The 16700-nt window shown below is 66.2% G+C and carries 15 protein-coding genes; 5 read left to right on the forward strand and 10 right to left on the reverse strand.

What is annotated here, in order from left to right:
* Positions 1–531, reverse strand: a complete 531-nt coding sequence (locus QP045_RS04475) for a DUF2062 domain-containing protein (protein ID WP_422513876.1) — start codon at positions 529–531, stop codon at positions 1–3.
* Positions 532–587: 56 nt separating this feature from the next.
* Positions 588–1070, reverse strand: coding sequence for an SsrA-binding protein SmpB (smpB, locus tag QP045_RS04480; RefSeq protein ID WP_422513758.1), 483 nt, complete (start codon positions 1068–1070; stop codon positions 588–590).
* A gap of 103 nt (positions 1071–1173) precedes the next feature.
* On the opposite strand from smpB, the gene pip reads away from it, so the two are divergent.
* Positions 1174–2130 (forward strand): prolyl aminopeptidase, encoded by a 957-nt coding sequence (gene pip, locus QP045_RS04485; protein WP_422513759.1) that lies wholly within the window; start codon positions 1174–1176, stop codon positions 2128–2130.
* A 46-nt stretch (positions 2131–2176) separates the two neighbouring features.
* On the opposite strand, the gene QP045_RS04490 is transcribed toward pip, so the two are convergent.
* The 7 genes from QP045_RS04490 to QP045_RS04520 form a co-directional block, all read right to left on the reverse strand.
* Positions 2177–2386: a hypothetical protein gene (locus QP045_RS04490; RefSeq protein WP_422513760.1), complete on the reverse strand. Its 210-nt coding sequence runs from the start codon at positions 2384–2386 to the stop codon at positions 2177–2179.
* A gap of 49 nt (positions 2387–2435) precedes the next feature.
* Positions 2436–3257 carry a glycoside hydrolase family 16 protein gene (locus QP045_RS04495; RefSeq protein WP_422513761.1) on the reverse strand — a complete coding sequence of 274 codons (822 nt, stop codon included), beginning with the start codon at positions 3255–3257 and terminating at the stop codon, positions 2436–2438.
* A 78-nt stretch (positions 3258–3335) separates the two neighbouring features.
* Positions 3336–5546 (reverse strand): aldehyde oxidoreductase molybdenum-binding subunit PaoC, encoded by a 2211-nt coding sequence (gene paoC, locus QP045_RS04500; protein ID WP_422513762.1) that lies wholly within the window; start codon positions 5544–5546, stop codon positions 3336–3338.
* Positions 5547–5550: 4 nt separating this feature from the next.
* Positions 5551–6501: an FAD binding domain-containing protein gene (locus QP045_RS04505; RefSeq protein WP_422513763.1), complete on the reverse strand. Its 951-nt coding sequence runs from the start codon at positions 6499–6501 to the stop codon at positions 5551–5553.
* Positions 6498–7136, reverse strand: a complete 639-nt coding sequence (gene paoA, locus QP045_RS04510) for an aldehyde dehydrogenase iron-sulfur subunit PaoA (protein ID WP_422513764.1) — start codon at positions 7134–7136, stop codon at positions 6498–6500. Before paoA ends, QP045_RS04505 begins: the two co-directional genes overlap by 4 nt.
* Positions 7137–7345: 209 nt before the next feature.
* The gene (locus tag QP045_RS04515; RefSeq protein ID WP_422513765.1) at positions 7346–7933 is read right to left on the reverse strand and encodes an alpha/beta hydrolase; all 588 of its coding nucleotides are present in this window, start codon (positions 7931–7933) and stop codon (positions 7346–7348) included.
* A gap of 60 nt (positions 7934–7993) precedes the next feature.
* Positions 7994–8674: an RBBP9/YdeN family alpha/beta hydrolase gene (locus QP045_RS04520; RefSeq protein WP_422513766.1), complete on the reverse strand. Its 681-nt coding sequence runs from the start codon at positions 8672–8674 to the stop codon at positions 7994–7996.
* Positions 8675–9084: 410 nt separating this feature from the next.
* On the opposite strand from QP045_RS04520, the gene QP045_RS04525 reads away from it, so the two are divergent.
* Both QP045_RS04525 and QP045_RS04530 read left to right on the forward strand, forming a co-directional pair.
* Complete coding sequence (locus QP045_RS04525; RefSeq protein WP_422513767.1) at positions 9085–11187, forward strand: putative bifunctional diguanylate cyclase/phosphodiesterase; 2103 nt, start codon at positions 9085–9087, stop codon at positions 11185–11187.
* Positions 11184–13031, forward strand: a complete 1848-nt coding sequence (locus tag QP045_RS04530; RefSeq protein ID WP_422513768.1) for a diguanylate cyclase — start codon at positions 11184–11186, stop codon at positions 13029–13031. The genes QP045_RS04525 and QP045_RS04530 overlap by 4 nt, the downstream gene beginning before the upstream one ends.
* Before the next feature lie 114 nt (positions 13032–13145).
* Here QP045_RS04530 and dapA read toward each other — a convergent pair whose 3' ends face one another.
* Positions 13146–14030 (reverse strand): 4-hydroxy-tetrahydrodipicolinate synthase, encoded by an 885-nt coding sequence (dapA, locus tag QP045_RS04535; protein ID WP_422513877.1) that lies wholly within the window; start codon positions 14028–14030, stop codon positions 13146–13148.
* A gap of 65 nt (positions 14031–14095) precedes the next feature.
* On the opposite strand from dapA, the gene QP045_RS04540 reads away from it, so the two are divergent.
* Positions 14096–16165, forward strand: a complete 2070-nt coding sequence (locus tag QP045_RS04540) for a lytic transglycosylase domain-containing protein (RefSeq protein WP_422513769.1) — start codon at positions 14096–14098, stop codon at positions 16163–16165.
* A gap of 10 nt (positions 16166–16175) precedes the next feature.
* Entirely contained in the window at positions 16176–16658 is a 483-nt protein-coding gene (gene greB / locus QP045_RS04545; RefSeq protein WP_422513770.1) for a transcription elongation factor GreB, read from the forward strand.
* Positions 16659–16700: the final 42 nt, after the last annotated feature.

Below are 16700 nucleotides of genomic sequence, written 5' to 3' on the forward strand. Positions count from 1 at the left end.
TCAATTCAAGGGGGTGTCATCGGGTCTGGTCTGCCGGCGGCGCCGGCGGCGCCACTTGCGCCCGATCCACCAGCGCCAGCCAAAGGCACTGCCGAAATAGCCGAGCAGCGCCCCTAAAAGAGAAAAGAACAGGAGCCCGACCAACGTGGCGGGGCCAGCGTCGACCAGCAGCCAGTCGAGCCAGCCGATGTCCACCTGTGCATGTTTCGCCAGCGGGCTGCCCGGCACATTGGCATCGAAGCGCAGCAGCCACGCGCCAACCCAATAGGCGGCGACCCACAGGGGCGGCGTCGTCAGGGGGTTGGTGAAGAAAGTGGTGAGCGCGGCGGCCGGAATATTTGCTCGAAGCGGCAGCGCGAGCACGGCCGAGGCCGGGATCTGGCCCATCGGCACCATGATGCCGGTGACCATCCCCAACGCGACGCCCCGCGGCACGGAGCGACGGGTGAAACGCCACAGCTCCGGCGCCAGCACCCGGTGCGCCACAGGGCGCAGCCAGCGATTCTCGCCCATGCTCTCGCGGGTCGGCATGTTGGCTGCCGCCCAGCGCAGGATCCGGACCCCGAGCTGCTTGTCGCCCAATGGCGTCAGCCGCGGTCGCGCAGCAAGCGCTGCTGTTCGCGCTTCCAGTCGCGATCCTTGATGGTGTCGCGCTTGTCGTGCGCTTTCTTGCCCTTGGCGAGCGCGAGTTCGACCTTCGCCCGGCCCTGACCGTTGAAGTAGACGCTGAGCGGAACCAGCGTCATCCCCTCACGCGCCACGGCGCCGTGCATCTTGTTGATCTCGCGCATGTTCAGCAGCAGTTTTCGCGGCCGCTTGGGCTCATGGTTATAGCGGTTGCCGTGGCTGAACTCGGGGATGTTGGCGTTCACTAGCCAAACCTCCTCATCCTTTACCTCGGCATAGCTTTCGGCGATCGAACCTTCGCCGAAACGGAGCGACTTCACCTCGGTGCCGGTGAGCGCGATGCCCGCCTCAAAGGTGCGTTCGATGAAATAGTCAAAGCGTGCGCGCCGGTTTTCGGCGACGATCTTGCGCTTGTCGAAGGTGGCGGGGTGCGGTCGGGCCATGGGATGCCGGACATAGGGGCTCCGGCCCCGGGAGGAAAGGTGGAACGACGCCTTAGAAGCAACGTGGCTGGACCTTGCCGCGCCCGGAGCCCACAACCCCGCCATGACGGAAACGCTGCGCACCCTGTACCCGCCCATCGAACCCTATGCGACGGACATGCTCGACGTGGGTGACGGCCACCAACTCTACTATGAACGCTGCGGCACGCCGGGCGCGAAGCCTGCCGTGTTCCTGCACGGCGGCCCCGGGGGTGGCATCTCTGCCGACGTGCGGCGCCTGTTCGATCCCGAACGCTACGACCTGCTGCTGTTCGACCAGCGCGGTTGCGGGCGCTCGAAACCGCATGCGAGCCTTGAGGCCAATACGACCTGGCACCTGGTTGCGGACATGGAGCGACTGCGGAACGAGATCGGGGTGGAGCGCTGGCTGGTGTTCGGCGGATCCTGGGGGTCGACGCTCGCGCTCGCCTATACCCAGACCCATCCCGAGCGGGTGACCGAGCTGGTGCTGCGCGGGATCTTCACGCTGACGGAGCGGGAACTGCACTGGTATTATCAGTACGGCGCATCCGAGGTGTTTCCCGACAGATGGGCCGCGTTCCAGGCCCCTATCCCTGAGGCTGAGCGGGAGGACATGCGCGCGGCCTATCGCCGGCGGCTGGTGGGTGCCGATCCCGAGGCGCAGTTGGAAGCGGCGAAGGCGTGGAGCCTGTGGGAGGGGCAGACGATCACGCTCCTGCCCGATCCCGAACTCAGTTCAGGCTTCAGCGACCCTCAGTTCGCGCTCGCCTTTGCACGGATCGAGAACCATTATTTCGTGCATCACGGCTGGCTGGAGCCCGACCAGCTGATCCAGAACGCCGGGCGCCTTCGCGGCATCCCCGGCACGATCGTTCACGGCCGCTACGACATCGTCTGCCCTGCGCGCACCGCCTATGCGCTGCACCAGGCTTGGCCGGAAGCGGACTTCCGCTTGGTGGAAGGCGCGGGCCACGCCTGGAGCGACCCGCCGATCCTGGACCAGTTGGTGCGCGCGACGGATCGCTACGCGGCACGCTAGGCGTTGCGCCGCCGGTTGAACGGCAAGCGCCTTCGACGCGATCGGGTCAGGCCGGCTTCTTCTTCGGCGTGACCCACACGGACACAGGCACTACGACTTTGCCGGGCGCCGGCTTCCCTACCTCGACCCGATCTGCGGTGACGAGTTCGCCCGTCTCCAGGGTGAAGGAAGCCCAGGGCTTCGGCATGCGGCCGAAGCTCATCCGCTGGATCGGCTGACCCGTGGTCGTGTTCATGATCGTTGCAATGATACCCATCGCCGGGCGGATAGCGGCGACGCGCGGCGGCTGTCCAGCGGGCTTGCGGTCAGTCGCGATGCTTCCAGTAGCGAACATAGTCGACCGACATCCGCTGCGGGAACGCAGGATCGTCAATGCCCTTGGCACCACCCCAGTCCCCGCCGACCGCCAGGTTCAGGATCAGTGGATAGGGCCGGGCAAACGGCCAGGCTGCCTTGCCGCCCGGTTGATCGTTCGCCACCTGCATATAGGCGCGACCATCCACGCCGATGGTGATCGAATCCGGTCGCCAGTCGAGTTGGTAGCGGTGGAAGGCGGTGCAGGCGTTCGCTACCCGCTTCTGGGCGCCGCGCTGCGTCGCGAGCCGATGGTTGAAGGCGCCGCTGTGCACCGTCGCGTGGATGACGTCCGGGTCCCACCCGACCATCTCCATGATGTCGATTTCGCCCACGTCCGGCCATGGACCGTCATCGCCGACCATCCAGATCGCAGGCCATGCGCCCCGCCCGCAGGGGAGCTTGGCCCGTACCTCGTAAAATCCGTACCCAAGCGCCTCGCGCGTGACGAGCTTGGCAGAGGTATAGGCCTGCCCGCCCCAGTCCGGGAATGCCGCCTTCGACAAAGCCTCCCGCCGCGCCTCGATCACCAGCACGCCGCCGTCGACGCGCGTGTTCTCCGGCCGGTTCGCGGCGTAATATTGCTTCTCGTTGTTGTACCACCCCAGGGCATTGCGGGAGGTGTCGAAGCGCCAGCGGCGCTGGTCGACTTTCGCACCGGAAAACTCGTCTGCAAAGCTCGCCGGCCGGGAGGGTGCGCTCATGGCGAGGTCGGCGCCATGGTTCGCAGCGCCAAGCGTTGCGGTCTGCACCGCCAGCAGCATCCAATGCATCGACACCTCCCCCTGTTGGCTGCCGGACGCCGTCGCAGTGCCATGTGACACGTGCGAGCGGGCATCCGGCGCTTCGCCTCACGCTACTGCGGGCAGTTTCTCCAGATGTTTGTCCAGCGTGATCGGATAATCCCGCACACGGACCCCCGTCGCATTGTAGATGGCGTTGGCGATCGCAGCGCCGACGCCGCAAAGTCCCAACTCACCCACGCCCTTCGCCTTCATCGGCGAGGTCTTGTCGTCGGGATAGTCGAGGAAGATTACCTCCTGATGCGGGATGTCGGCATGGACCGGCACTTCATACCCGGCAAGGTCGTGGTTGACGAAGAAGCCGAGCCGCTTGTCGACGGCGAGCTCCTCCATCAGCGCCGCCCCTGCCCCCATCGTCATCGCGCCAATCACCTGGCTGCGCGCGGCCAGCGGGTTGAGGATGCGGCCGGCGTCGCACACGGCGAGCATCCGGCGGATGCGGATCTCGCCGGTGTAGGCCTCTACAGCCGCCTCGACGAAGTGACCGGCGAAGGTCGACTGCTGGTACCGCTTGTCGAGGTCGCCATATTCCATTCCCTCTTCGGCAGAGAGGCCGGCTGCGTCGCTGAGGGAGGCGGTGCGGTTGCCGGAGCGAACCTTGCCGTCGGCAAACACCGTGTCGGCCGAGTTGAAGCCGAGCTTCGCCGCGACCGTCTCGCGCAGCTTCATGCAGGCGGCATAGACGCCCGCGCTCGCGCTGTTGCCGCCCCATTGCCCGCCCGAGCCCGCCGACACCGGGAAGTCGGAATCACCCAACAGGACGACCACCTTTTCCAGCGGCACGCCCATGACCTCGGCAGCAGTCTGCGCAAGGATGGTATAGCTGCCGGTGCCGATGTCGGTCATGTCGGTGGCGACCGTCACGACGCCCTTGGCATCGATGCCGACGCGCGCCGCCGACTTCATGTTGATGTTGTTGCGGAAACCCACGGCCATGCCCATCCCGACGAGCCAGCGCCCGTCGCGGACCTGCGCTGGCTTCGGATTGCGACGCGACCAGCCGAACCGCTCTGCACCGGTGCGAAGACACTCCGTCAGGTGTCGCTGCGAATAGGGGCGCTTGGGATCCTCGGGATCGACCTGGGTGTCGTTGGCGATGCGGAACGCCACCGGGTCCATGCCCAGCTTCTCCGCCATTTCGTCCATCGCGACTTCGAGCGCCATCATCCCCGGGGCCTCGCCCGGCGCGCGCATCGCATTGCCCTCCGGCAGGTCGAGGACGGCCAGCCGCATCGCGGTCATGCGGTTGGGGGCCGCATAGAGCAGCTTGGTCTGCGAAACCGCCGTTTCCGGGCCACCGCCCGGCAGATCGCCGGATGTGCTTTCATGCGCGATGGCGGTGAGCTTGCCATCGCGGGTTGCTCCCAGCCGCAGCCGCTGGATGGTGGCGGGCCGATGGGTCGTGTTGTTGATGCTCATCGGTCGCGTGAGCGCGACCTTGACCGGCCGCCCCGCAGCGCGTGCGCCAAGCGCCGCCATCACCGCGTCGGTGCGCAGGAACAGCTTTCCGCCGAAGCCGCCGCCCACATAGGGAGAATCGAGCCGCACATTCTCCGGCTTGATGCCAAGTGTCTTGGCGAGATCCTCCTTGCCCCAGGCGATCATCTGGTTGGAGGTCCAGACGGTCAGCTTGTCGCCTTCCCAGGCGGCAATGCTGGCGTGCGGCTCCATCATCGCGTGGCTCTCGTCCGGGGTCGTATAGACCTGATCGAGGGTCACCGGTGCCTTGGCAAAGGCTTCCTCGAACCTGCCGACGCGCTCGATCGGCGGAGCGCCCGAGCCCTCCCCGCTGCTGCCGCCGTATAACGGTGCCGTCTTCGCTTCCTTGGCAAGGTCGAAGCGGCCGTTTGCGCGGGTGTAGTCGATGCGGATCAGGTTGGCGGCGGCGCGCGCCTGCTCGAACGTCTCGGCAACCACAATGGCGACCGCCTGATGGTAATGTTCGACATCCGGGCCGGCGAGCAGCTTGGCAGTATTCTTCCCCGCCTTCTCGAGCTTGCCTGCATCGGCAGCGGTCACGATCGCCAGAACGCCTGGCGCGGCGCGAGCCTCGCTCACGTCCATGCGATTGATCCGGCCCTTCGCGATGGCCGATCCCAGGATGAAACCATAGGCCTGGTTCGGCACCACATCGTGGCGTTCATAGGCATAGGGCGCGGTGCCGGTGGTCTTGCGCGGGCCATCGATACGGGGCGTGGAGCGGCCGACGACCTTCATCTGGTCGATCGGGTTGGTGCCTGCGGGCTTCTCGAATTTCATCGGCTCAGCCCTTTGCTTGCGCCAGTACCGAGGCGATCGTTCGCTCGGTCAGGGGGATCTTGAACGCGTTCTCGGATGTCGGACGGGCGCCGGCGAGCAAACGGGACGCAACGGCCTTTGCCCCTTGCGGCATCGCTGCTTCCGCAGCCTCGACCCGCCACGGCTTGGGAGCGATCCCGCCCACGGCGACGCGGCCGGTGCCGTCCGGCTGTACCACGGCGGCAACCGAGACGAGCGCAAAGGCGTAGGAGGCGCGATCGCGGACTTTGTGATAGAAATGCTGGCCGCCGATCGGCGCGGGCAAGGTTACCGCAGTGATGAGCTCGCCCTTCGCGAGATTGGTATCGATATGCGGGGTGCTGCCCCAGAGCCGGTGGAAGTCGGCAATCGGAATGCTGCGTGTTGTTCCGGAAGCGTCGATCGTCTCCACCTGGGCGTCGAGCAAGCGCATCGCCACTGCCATGTCGCCGGGATGGGTGGCGATACACGCGTCGGACGTCCCGATGATGCCCAGCGGACGGGAATAGCCGCCGATCGCCGCGCAGCCGGAACCGGGCTTGCGCTTGTTGCAGGGCTGGTTGGGGTCATAGAAATAGGAACAGCGCGTGCGCTGGAGCAGATTGCCCGCCGTCGTCGCCTTGTTGCGCAACTGGCCCGATGCGCCGGCCACGATGGCGCGGGTAAGGACGCCATAGTCGCGCCGGACGCGGGGGTGGGACGCGAGGCGCGTGTTCGTGACCAAGGCGCCGATCCGCAGACCGCCGTCCGCAGTCTCCTCGACGCGGTCGAGCTTCAAGTCCTGAACATCGACAAGATGGCTCGGCGCCTCGATCTCCAGCTTCATCAGGTCGAGCAGGTTGGTGCCGCCCGCGATGAACTTGGCGCCGGGGTTCTGCGCGACCGCAGCCGCTGCTGCCGCAGGCGTCGCCGCGCGCTCATAGGTGAACGGCTTCATGCGCGTGCCCTCGGGTTGCCGGCCACTTCCGCAATGGCTTCGGCGATGTTGGAATAGGCGCCGCAGCGGCAGAGGTTTCCGCTCATCCGCTCTCGCAGTTCCATGTTGCTGGCGCCGGGCGCAGCCGTGATGTCATCGCTGACGTGGCTGGGCACGCCCCTCGCAATTTCGTCCAGCACGCCCGCCGCGGAGCAGATCTGCCCCGGCGTGCAATAGCCGCACTGATAGCCGTCGTGCTTCACGAACGCCGCCTGGAGCGGGTGGAGATCGTCCGGCGTCCCCAGACCTTCGATGGTCGTCACGGCATCGCCATGGTGCATAACTGCGAGGCTGAGGCAGGCGTTGATCCGCTCGCCATTCACCAGCACCGTGCAGGCGCCACATTGCCCGTGATCACACCCCTTCTTCGTGCCGGTCAGCTGAAGGTGGTCGCGCAGCGCGTCGAGCAGCGTCGTACGCGTATCGAGCTGCAGCTTGCGCGTGCGCCCGTTCACCTTGAACGACACTGCTGCCTGAGGAGCCGGCGCCGCGGGCGCGGCTTTGGCAACCTCGGGCGCGACCGTTGCCGCGACGGTCGCCGCACTGCCGGCGAGCACACCGCGCCGCGAAAGCTCGAAGGCGGAAGATTGTGGCATGTCGATTGAACCCTTTTCGCGCACAGGACGCGCGCGTCCTATCTTTACGCAGAAGCGCGACGAAGGTTCAGCCTTTTTCTGATGTGTGGCTCCACTTGCAGGAGCGAACATGCCCGTGCCGGTTTGCTACCGCGACGTACACCTCAGGTCGAACAGCCGTGGCAGGACTGCGGAAAGACGCGATTTCGGGCACGCCGACAGCAGCGCGATTAATGTCCGGGGCTTAGGCCACGCAGCGCGCGGTCCCGCTCGACGTCGCGTTCGACGACCGCCGCCGTGAAGCGGCGGAACAACCGCTGCGCCTGCCGCCATGATCCACCGGCAGCGCTCTGGCGCTCTCGCGTCCGTACCAGCCCACTGCCCCAGTCCGCTGCAATTCGCTGCAGTTCCGCGTCCTTGTCGCCAAGGGCTTCGTCGATCACGAGGGAGGAAAAGGGCATCGCAATGCGCGGGGCTGCGAAGCGCGCCCTCCACTCCTCACGTGCTTCGCCGGGCGCGAACAATAGTGCGCCGGCGACCTGCGACGCATAGTTTGCCGGCGACAGCTTGGCCCACCAACTGACCGCAAAGCAGCTGAGGCCGCTCGCGATCAGCAGCACGGAACGATCGGAGTCGGTCACCGCCCGGTCGAGCTTTGCTGCCCAGCGAGCTCGATCCGCCCGGGTCGCAAAGCCACCCGAGAGGTGCCGTCCGCCCTCGGCTGGCCAGCCGAGTTTCCGCCACGCCGGAAGCGGATCCTGCGGGTCCGAAAGCGTGATGACGGAAAGATCTTCCCGCCAAAGTGCCAGACTGGTCATGTGCCCTCATCCTTCCCTGCCTGTTGATGGCGCCCGGCTCCCCATGCGCGCCGCCCTTCTTTACGCCACCGGCCCCCTGCGGCCGTTCGTATCGTGCCGCCGCCGCACCTCGCTCGCCACCAGGCTGCGGGTGCTGGCATGCCCACCCCCGTGCCGTCCTGTTTCGAAGCTATCGAGCAGCACGTGATCCAGCAACTCCTGCCCCTCGCGCCACACTCCAAGCCCGCTGTCGGCGTTCAGATGTCCCCGCGCGCCCGCATCAACGAAATGGCTGCCCCAATCCGCCGCAAGCCCGCGCGCGCGCTCCAGCGTGACCCAGGGGTCGTCCTGGGACGCCACCACGATAGAGGGAAACGGCAGGCGCAGCCGGGGTATGGGCGCGAAACCCTTGATCTCCGATGGAGCGGCAGCGCGATCGACATCGGCGGGCGCCACCAGAAGCGCGCCCACCACCGGCCAGTCCGGCAGCTGCGGTGAAAGCTCCGCCCACCAGGCGACGGCTACGCAACCCAGGCTATGCGCCGCGAGCACTACCGGCGCCCCGGCACGGCGGATCGCCTGATCGAGCTTCGTTACCCAGCTGTTGCGATGGGGCGTGTGCCACATGCCCAGCTCTACCCGCGCGGTATCGGGGCGGCTCTGTTCCCACAGCGTCTGCCAATGATCGGGACCGGAGCCGTTCAGGCCGGGGACGGTCAATACGGTCGCACACCGTGCGTTAATGGAAGAGGAACTGGCCATCGCGCTTCTCCTTCTTTCGAGAAGAACCCCTGAGTATCACCCCTCCCAGCCGCTTCGAACATAATCCTACTATGTCGGTAGACAATGAAGCTGCGCCCGACCGGGCTTGCCCTGCGGCTAGTGATGTGCCGGCCGGGCAAGGCTAGAAGGCGGGCGCGTTTGCTTTGGGCGGACATGCGCATCGGCCCGGCCACGCTAAAAGGCAGCGGCGTACGCGATCGACGGGAGAGCCCGGAGGACAGCACTCTCGCAACCCAGACCAGGGTTTCCAGTTTTTAACGAATCACGTTTATCAAGGAATGCGTTCTTGGGGTGAGTGCGTGCGACTAGCGAAAATCAGTGCGAATGAAGGTGCGCGGCTTGCCGCAGTTGCGGACTATGGCTGGCCGGACATTGCAGCGCACCCGGCCTTGACGCAATTGACCAAACTTGCCGCGCGCCGCTTCGATACTTCGACTGCTGTAGTGACCCTGGTTCGGGAGTTCGACCAGGTCTTTGTCGCGAGCACCGGGATCGACGGACAAGGGACGCCTCGCGACATTTCCTTTTGTTCGCATGCACTTGAAAGCGATGATCTGCTGGTGGTGCCAGATGCCAGGCTTGACCCGCGGTTTGCAGGCAACCCGCTGGTCATCGGGCCGCCGTACGTTCGTTTCTACGCCGGTGCGCCCCTCCGATCTCCGGCAGGTCATGTCGTTGGCACCCTTTGCGTCATCGATCACAGACCTCGCAACGGCATGTCAGCGCGTGACCGCCAGGCACTCCGCGCGCTGGGTGCCCAGGCCGCTCAACGACTCGAGGGTCTGCGTCTTGCCCATGCACGCACTCTGGGGAACGATGGCTTTCGACGAGCCGCGGCACGCTCACCCGATGCGGTCGCCTTCGCCGATGCGCGCGGGCGGATCACTTTCTGGAACGAAGCGGCCGCACGGTTATTAGCGCTCGACAGCGAAAACGCCGTGGGCCGCGATCTGGGCGAGGTCGTACCCGCGCTTCGCTCCCACATTGCCCTCGATGGCACCTCGTTTTCGCCGAACGGTCTGATGCCGTTCGGTGAGCCATTTGACGCCGACGCTCGGCGTGGCGATGGAACGCTGGTTCCGGTTACCCTCACGATCCATAGCAACGGGCAAGGCGGTCCTTGCGCATATGATATCGTCCTGCGCGACATCACGGCCCGCCGACGCAGCGACGACCTCGTGTTTGAAGCAGCGCATCGCGACGCGCTCACTGGCCTCCCCAACCCGAACGTATTGATCGAACGCCTGGGCGAGCACATCGAGCGGGGGGAACAGGTCCATGTGCTTTGCGTCGGCATCACAGGCCTGCAGCATATTGATGGTGGCGCGTCCGCCCATCTTCGCGAGATGATGGTGAAGGAAGTCGCTCAGCGCCTTGTCGAGAGCGTGGGCTATGGCGACACGGTTACTAGGCTCGAGGCGGACGCCTTCGCCATTCTACGCGTGGCAGACCGCGATGAAACGCCATCCGCCCCGTTGGTCGTGGCCGACAGGATCCTCGGGTCGCTGATCGCGCCGGTGCATGTGGAGAAGCAGCGTGTCCGGGTGAGCGCTCAGGTGGGCATCGCCTGCTATCCAAAGCACGCGACCACCGCTGACGCGCTGATGGCGGCAGCAAGCGCGGCCCTGCACCAGGCCCGGCGGGAGGGCCGCCGCGTCCGGCGGGTCTTTGGCGAGGCGGAGAACCATGAGGCGCTGGATCGCGACGACCTGGACGAGGCGCTTGCCCAGGCTTTCGCGCGGGGCGAGTTCGAACTGTTCTACCAACCCCAGGTCAACCTTGCCGATGGTAGCATGGTGGGTGCGGAAGCATTGATCCGCTGGAACCACCCGGAACGTGGGCTGCTGTTGCCTGCCGAATTCCTGGACCAGGTTGAACATGGGCCGGTTGCATCTGCGTTTGGCACCTGGGTGCTGGAGACAGCCTGTTCGCAGGCAGTGGCCTGGCGGCGGCGGGCGCCAGGTTTTCGTATCGGAGTAAACCTTTTTGAAGCCCAGTTCCGCAGTCGCGACCTGGCCGGTGAAGTGCTGGCGATTCTCGACCGCACCGGCCTAAGCCCCGACGCTCTCGAACTGGAAGTCACAGAGAAGATCATGCTGGACGATGATCCCAGCAGCCTGGCGTCCCTAGCGGCCCTGCATGACCGCGGCGTGAGCGTGGCGTTCGACGATTTCGGTACCGGCTACGCATCCCTGTGCATGCTCAAGAACTGCCCCCTAACTCGCCTGAAAATCGATCGCAGCTTCGTGCAGGACATCGCCAGCGGGGGAACGGACGCGCTGATCGTCGCCTCTGTCGCAGCGCTCGGCACTGGCCTGGGCCTCGACGTGCTTGCCGAGGGAATTGAGAACGAAACCCAATGGGCGATGGTGCGCGCGAGCGGCTGCCATACCGGCCAAGGCTTTTGGTTCGGGCACCCCATGCCCGCGCCCGAGTTCGAGGAATGGATGCGAAACAAGCCCCCTGCCCATGTCAGCGGGGTCCGCGCATGAAGCGCCTCGTGTCCCTCAGCGCCCGCATCTACGCTGTCATGGCATTGTCGGTCATGGGCACGCTGTCGCTTGGCGCTCTCCTCCTGGCGAGCAGCTACCACTCCCGCGAAGCATTTCAGTGGGTGGGCCACTCACAGCGCGTGATCATCAGCCTCAACTCCCTGGTATCGAACCTGGGAGAAGCTGAGTCCGGGCTGCGGGGTTATCTGATGACCGACGACCCGACTTATTTGAGGCGGTTCGACGGCAACCTCGCCCAGGCGCACAATGTTCGCGAGACCATCGTGGAGCTCGTCCGGGACAACCCCCGCCAGCTCAAGCGCGCGCAGCGGCTGCGCACGCTCGCCGCCGAGAAGGCGGAGATCATGGGAGCCGTAGTCCAGCGTGGACGGCGCGTTGGAGCGATGAAGGCGGTAAACCCGGCGACGCGCGAGCACGGGCGTTCCTTGATGGAACAGATCAGCGCCCTCACCGCTGAAATGCGTGACGATGAACGCCAGCTGCTGCTCGAGCGGACCGCAAACGCGGACGCGAGCTACAAGATCGTTCGCGTGCTGGTGATAGTCGGGTGTGCGCTGCTCACACTGCTGATCGGCCTGCTCGCCTGGCAGCTTCGTAATGGCATGACGCGCCCCCTGGCCGACCTGCTGGAGGCTGTGAAGCGCTTTGGTTCGGGCGACCATGAGGCTCGTGCGACGGTCGCGGGAAGCGCCGAGTTCCGCAATCTCGCGGTGGCGCACAACGTCATGGCAGAACAGCTGGAGTCTGCCATCGCGCAATCGAACATGGCAGAAGCAAAGCTCGCTCGGGCCAATGCCGAGTTGACCGACCGAAGCCGGGCCTTGGAGGCGCGGCAGACATCGGTCGAATTGCTCAGCGGCATGGCACGGCGCCTTCAGGCGATCCGGGACGAGGGCGAGCTCACAACCGTGCTCGACTGTTTCCTGCCGCAGATGCTCCCGGATCTCGCGGGCGCCCTGTACGTGCTCAACCACTCACACAATTTGCTCGTCCGCATTTCGGCATGGGGAGAGCCCTATTCCAAGCCCGAGATGTTCCTGCCCGACCAATGCTGGGCCTTGCGGCGCGGCCAATCGCACGCGGTGGACCGTCCCGGCGCCGACATCGTCTGCGCCCACGCCGCCGGCGAAGTGCCGGTAGAGCGCCTGTGCGAGCCGGTCATCGCGGGTGGCGAGGTACTGGGCCTGATCTATGTGGAAGGGCTTTCGGACCCGGAGGATCGCTTCCGTCTGACGCTGCTCATGGAAAACGTCGCGCTGGCGCTGGTGAACGAGAACCTGCGCTCGCGTCTTCGCGAACAGTCGATCCGTGATCCGCTGACCAAGCTGTTCAACCGTCGCTATCTGGAGGAAGCCCTGCAGATCGAGGCGGCACGCGCACAGCGCGGGGGCACGCCGCTGGCGGTGGTCATGGCCGACATCGACCACTTCAAGCGTTTCAACGACACCCATGGGCATGAGGCGGGTGACGCGCTGCTGCGCGAGGTCGCCGGCCAGATCCAGTCCCACTTCCGGCACGGCGACATCGTCTGCCGTTACGGCGGCGAGGAATTTACGGTCATCGCTCCGGGCGCTTCGCTGGAGCTGATCTGCCGCCGGGCGGACGAGCTGCGTCGTCTGGTGCGCGAACTGACGATCGATTTCCGGGGCCAGCGACTGGGCCCGGTCACTATGTCGTTCGGGATCGACGTGTGGATCGCTGCGGACGAGCGATCCCCCGACACGCTCATTGGTGAGGCCGACCGCGCACTGTTCCGCGCAAAGCGGCTGGGGCGCGACCGGATCGAGGTGGTGCCGCCGCGCGAAGAAGAAGCCGCGGAATAATGCACCCCTCCCCCGGCTTACGCCCGGGGGAGGCTGGCTTCGCACCGTCAGCTTATTCCTTAGAGTACCGCGCCTTAGGTCGCGGTGCTCACAAGATTTAGAAGTCCCTGGCAGCTATTGTATCAGGCCCGCATGCGCCAGAGCCTCGTCGACGAGCTTTTGGCTCGCTTCCGATGGCGGCGTCATCGGCAGGCGCAGCTCTGCGGAGAATCCCGGGCGCAGGCGGTTCAGCGCATACTTCACGGGGCCCGGGGATGCGTCGCTGAACAAGGCCGCGTGCAGCGGGAAAAGCTGGTCCTGCAGGGTCAGTGCGCGCCCGTAGTCACCCGCCAGGCAAGCGTCCTGGAACTCCGCGCAAAGTGCCGGAGCGACGTTGGCCGTCACGGAGATGCAACCGCGGCCGCCCATCGCCATGAAGGCGAGTGCCATGTCGTCGTTCCCGGACAACTGGCAGAAGTCCGGGCCGCATGCGTCACGCTGGGCGGACACGCGCTGGATGGCGCCCGTCGCGTCCTTCAGGCCGATCACGACATCCGGAAACGCAGCCACGATCCGGGCCATCGTCTCGACGGCGATGTCGGTCACGGTGCGTGCGGGCACGTTGTAGAGAACGATCGGCAAGCCGCCGTCGCGCGCCAGCACCTCGAAGTGGCGGAACACCCCCTCCTGGTTCGGGCGGTTGTAGTAGGGGGGCACCAGCAGCGCAGCCGTCGCCCCGGCACCCTTGGCCGCGCGGACATGATCCAGCGCGACCGAGGTATCGTTGGACCCGCAGCCGGCGATCACCGGCACCCGGCCCGCGGCCTGATCGACGCAGACTTTGACGATATGGTTATGCTCCGCGATCGTCATCGTTGCCGCTTCGCCCGTGGTGCCGCAGGGCACCAGGGCGGTCGAGCCGCTTTCAATCTGCCAGTCGATGTGCGCGCGGAAGGCCGCCTCGTCGAAAGCGCCGTCGGTGAACGGCGTGACCAGGGCCGGAATCGAGCCGGAGAACATGGGCAAGGAGGCTCCAAGCAACAAAGGAAAGAATTGGCTGGCGACATAGGGCCGCCTTCCATATCATGTCCAGCATGCTCACCCCCTTGATTTCGCACATATTGAAGGGCGGCTTACTCGCGGCAGGCGTGACCGGCGCCTCGTTCGCTTCCGGCCCGATCCAGAACCGCGCTGCCTCCCTCCTCTATGCCCAGGCGATCCCGCTCCCACAGCAGCTTCCGGGCCAAAACCCCGGCAGCACGCAGATGGTGCAGCCCATCGTCCAGCCAGTGTCGCCTTCCGATCCGATCGCGGCACCGATCGCCGAGTGGAAACGGCTGCAGCAGTCAGACAATCTGCCGTTCGGGGACTACGCGCGTTTCCTGCTCGCGCATCCCGGCTGGCCGGGGGAAACCAGCCGCCGCGCCGCTGCCGAGACTGCGCCCGGCACTGCCGATCCGTCACTGACCGTCCAGTTTTTCGGGCGCTTCCCGCCACTCACCGCGGCGGGTCGTTTGCGGCACGCCGAGGCGCTGATGGCGATGGGCCGAGCGGATGCGGCACGCGAGGCAGCCCGCGCCGCGTGGCGAACGGGCGTGCTGCGGCCTTCCGACGAAGCGCGGCTCATCAGCGGCTTCTCCGGCGCGCTAACCCCCGCGGATCGGGAAGCGCGGGTCGATCGTCTGTTGTGGGCGAACTCGACCAGCGCTGCCATGCGCGAGCTTCCCTATCTTTCGCCGGCCAAGCAGCCGCTGTTCCGGGCACGGCTGGCCTTCCGCACCAATGCGCCGGACGCGGCCGCGCTCGGCGGGATGGTGACGGGTGCCGACCGCAACGATCCCGGCTTCATCGCCGATCGGGCAAGCTGGCTGCGCAATTCTGGCCAGAGCCCAGCCGCGCGCGCGTACCTGGCGCAGCGAGGCCCTTTGTCGGCGCTGCCGGGCAATGTCGAGAAATGGTATGAAGTGCTGCTGGCGAACGCCAGCGCTGCGGCCAACGACGGCCAATATGCGCTGGCGTTCGATATCGCCCGCCAGATCGACGACGCCTATCCGGCCGGCACCGACGTCTCGACCAAGCCCTATGGCGAGCGGGACGACTATACGAGTCTAGCATGGCTCGCGGGTCGTACCGCGCTGAAGAACCTTCGCCGCCCGGCGGATGCGGTCGGCATGTTCAGCCGTTACGGAAACGGCTCGCGCACGCCGACGACCCGCGCCAAGGGCTTCTACTGGGCGGCACGCGCGGCAGAAGCGGCAGGCGACACGGCAACGGCCAACAAGTGGTACGAAAGTGCCGCCGCATTGTCGGACGTCTATTACGGCCAGCTCGCGCTCGAGCGGCTGGGCCGCCCCCTGCGGGCACCGTCCGCGACTGCCGCGGTTACGCCGGATCCCGCTGCTCGCCAGGCCTTCTTCGCGAGCGAACCGGTCCAGGCAGTCCAGTATCTTGGCCGCACCGGCGCCTATGCGGACCAGACGCTGTTCGTGCGGCAGATCGCCGACGCTGCGACCAGCGACACCGATCACGCCTTGGCCGCGGAGCTCTCCAAGAAGATCGGGCGCCCCGATCTGGGGGTGATGGTCGGCCGCAGCGCGCTCATGAACGGGCACAGCGACTACACGGTCGCGGGCTATCCCTCCGTCCCCGTGCCCGCCGCGCAGCAGGCCAATTTCACGATGATCCACGCCATCGCGCGGCAGGAAAGCCAGTTCGATCGCACTGCCGTCAGCCACGCGGGCGCCCGCGGATTGATGCAGCTGATGCCGGGGACCGCGCGTGAGGCCGCTACCAAGCTGGGATTGAGCTACAACAGCGACTCCCTGACGCGGGACACCGGCTACAACATCCAGCTGGGATCGAGCTACTTCCAGCGGATGCTCAACTATTATGGCGGCAGCTATCCACTGGCGGTCGCCGCCTACAATGCCGGGCCGGGCAATGTGAACAAGTGGCTGGCTGCCTTTGGCGATCCGCGTACCGGTTCCATCGACACGCTCGATTGGGTGGAATCGATCCCGTACACCGAGACGCGCAACTATGTTCAGCGCGTGCTGGAGAATGCGGTCGTCTATGACCTGCTGCACCCGCAGCACGCCCGTTCCCGCGGTCCCGCGAACCTCTCCTGGTATCTCGGCAAGAACCGCCCGGGCTGATCGTAGGGACATGGACCGGCCGAACTACATCACGCCCGGCGGCTATTCGGCGCTGAAGGCCGAATATGACGCGCTGTTCGCGACAGAGCGGCCCAAGCTGGTCGAGACCATCTCCTGGGCCGCCGGCAACGGGGATCGCTCGGAAAACGGCGATTATATCTACGGCCGCAAGCGGCTGCGCGAGATCGACCGCCGGCTCGGCTGGCTCGCCAAGCGCATGAAGGCGGCCAAGGTCGTCGACCCCGCCCAGCAGCCCGACCGTGAGCGGGCCTGGTTCGGGGCGACCCTGACGATCGCGGACGAGGACGATAACCAGCGCGCCCTGACCCTGGTCGGCGACGACGAGGCGGACGCGGGCAGCGGCCGCATCGGCTGGAACGCTCCGCTCGCGCGCGCGCTGCGGGGCGCCGCGGTCGGCGACCTGCGCCGTGTCACGCTGCCGGTCGGCGAACGGGAATATGAGGTGATCTCCATCACTTATCCGGCGAACTGAAGGAACGTCCCTACCCCTTCGGCGATTGATACGCCGTAAGGA

The sequence above is a fragment of the Sphingomonas sp. 3-13AW genome (assembly GCF_049311085.1).
In the GTDB taxonomy this organism is placed as follows: Bacteria; Pseudomonadota; Alphaproteobacteria; order Sphingomonadales; family Sphingomonadaceae; genus Sphingomonas.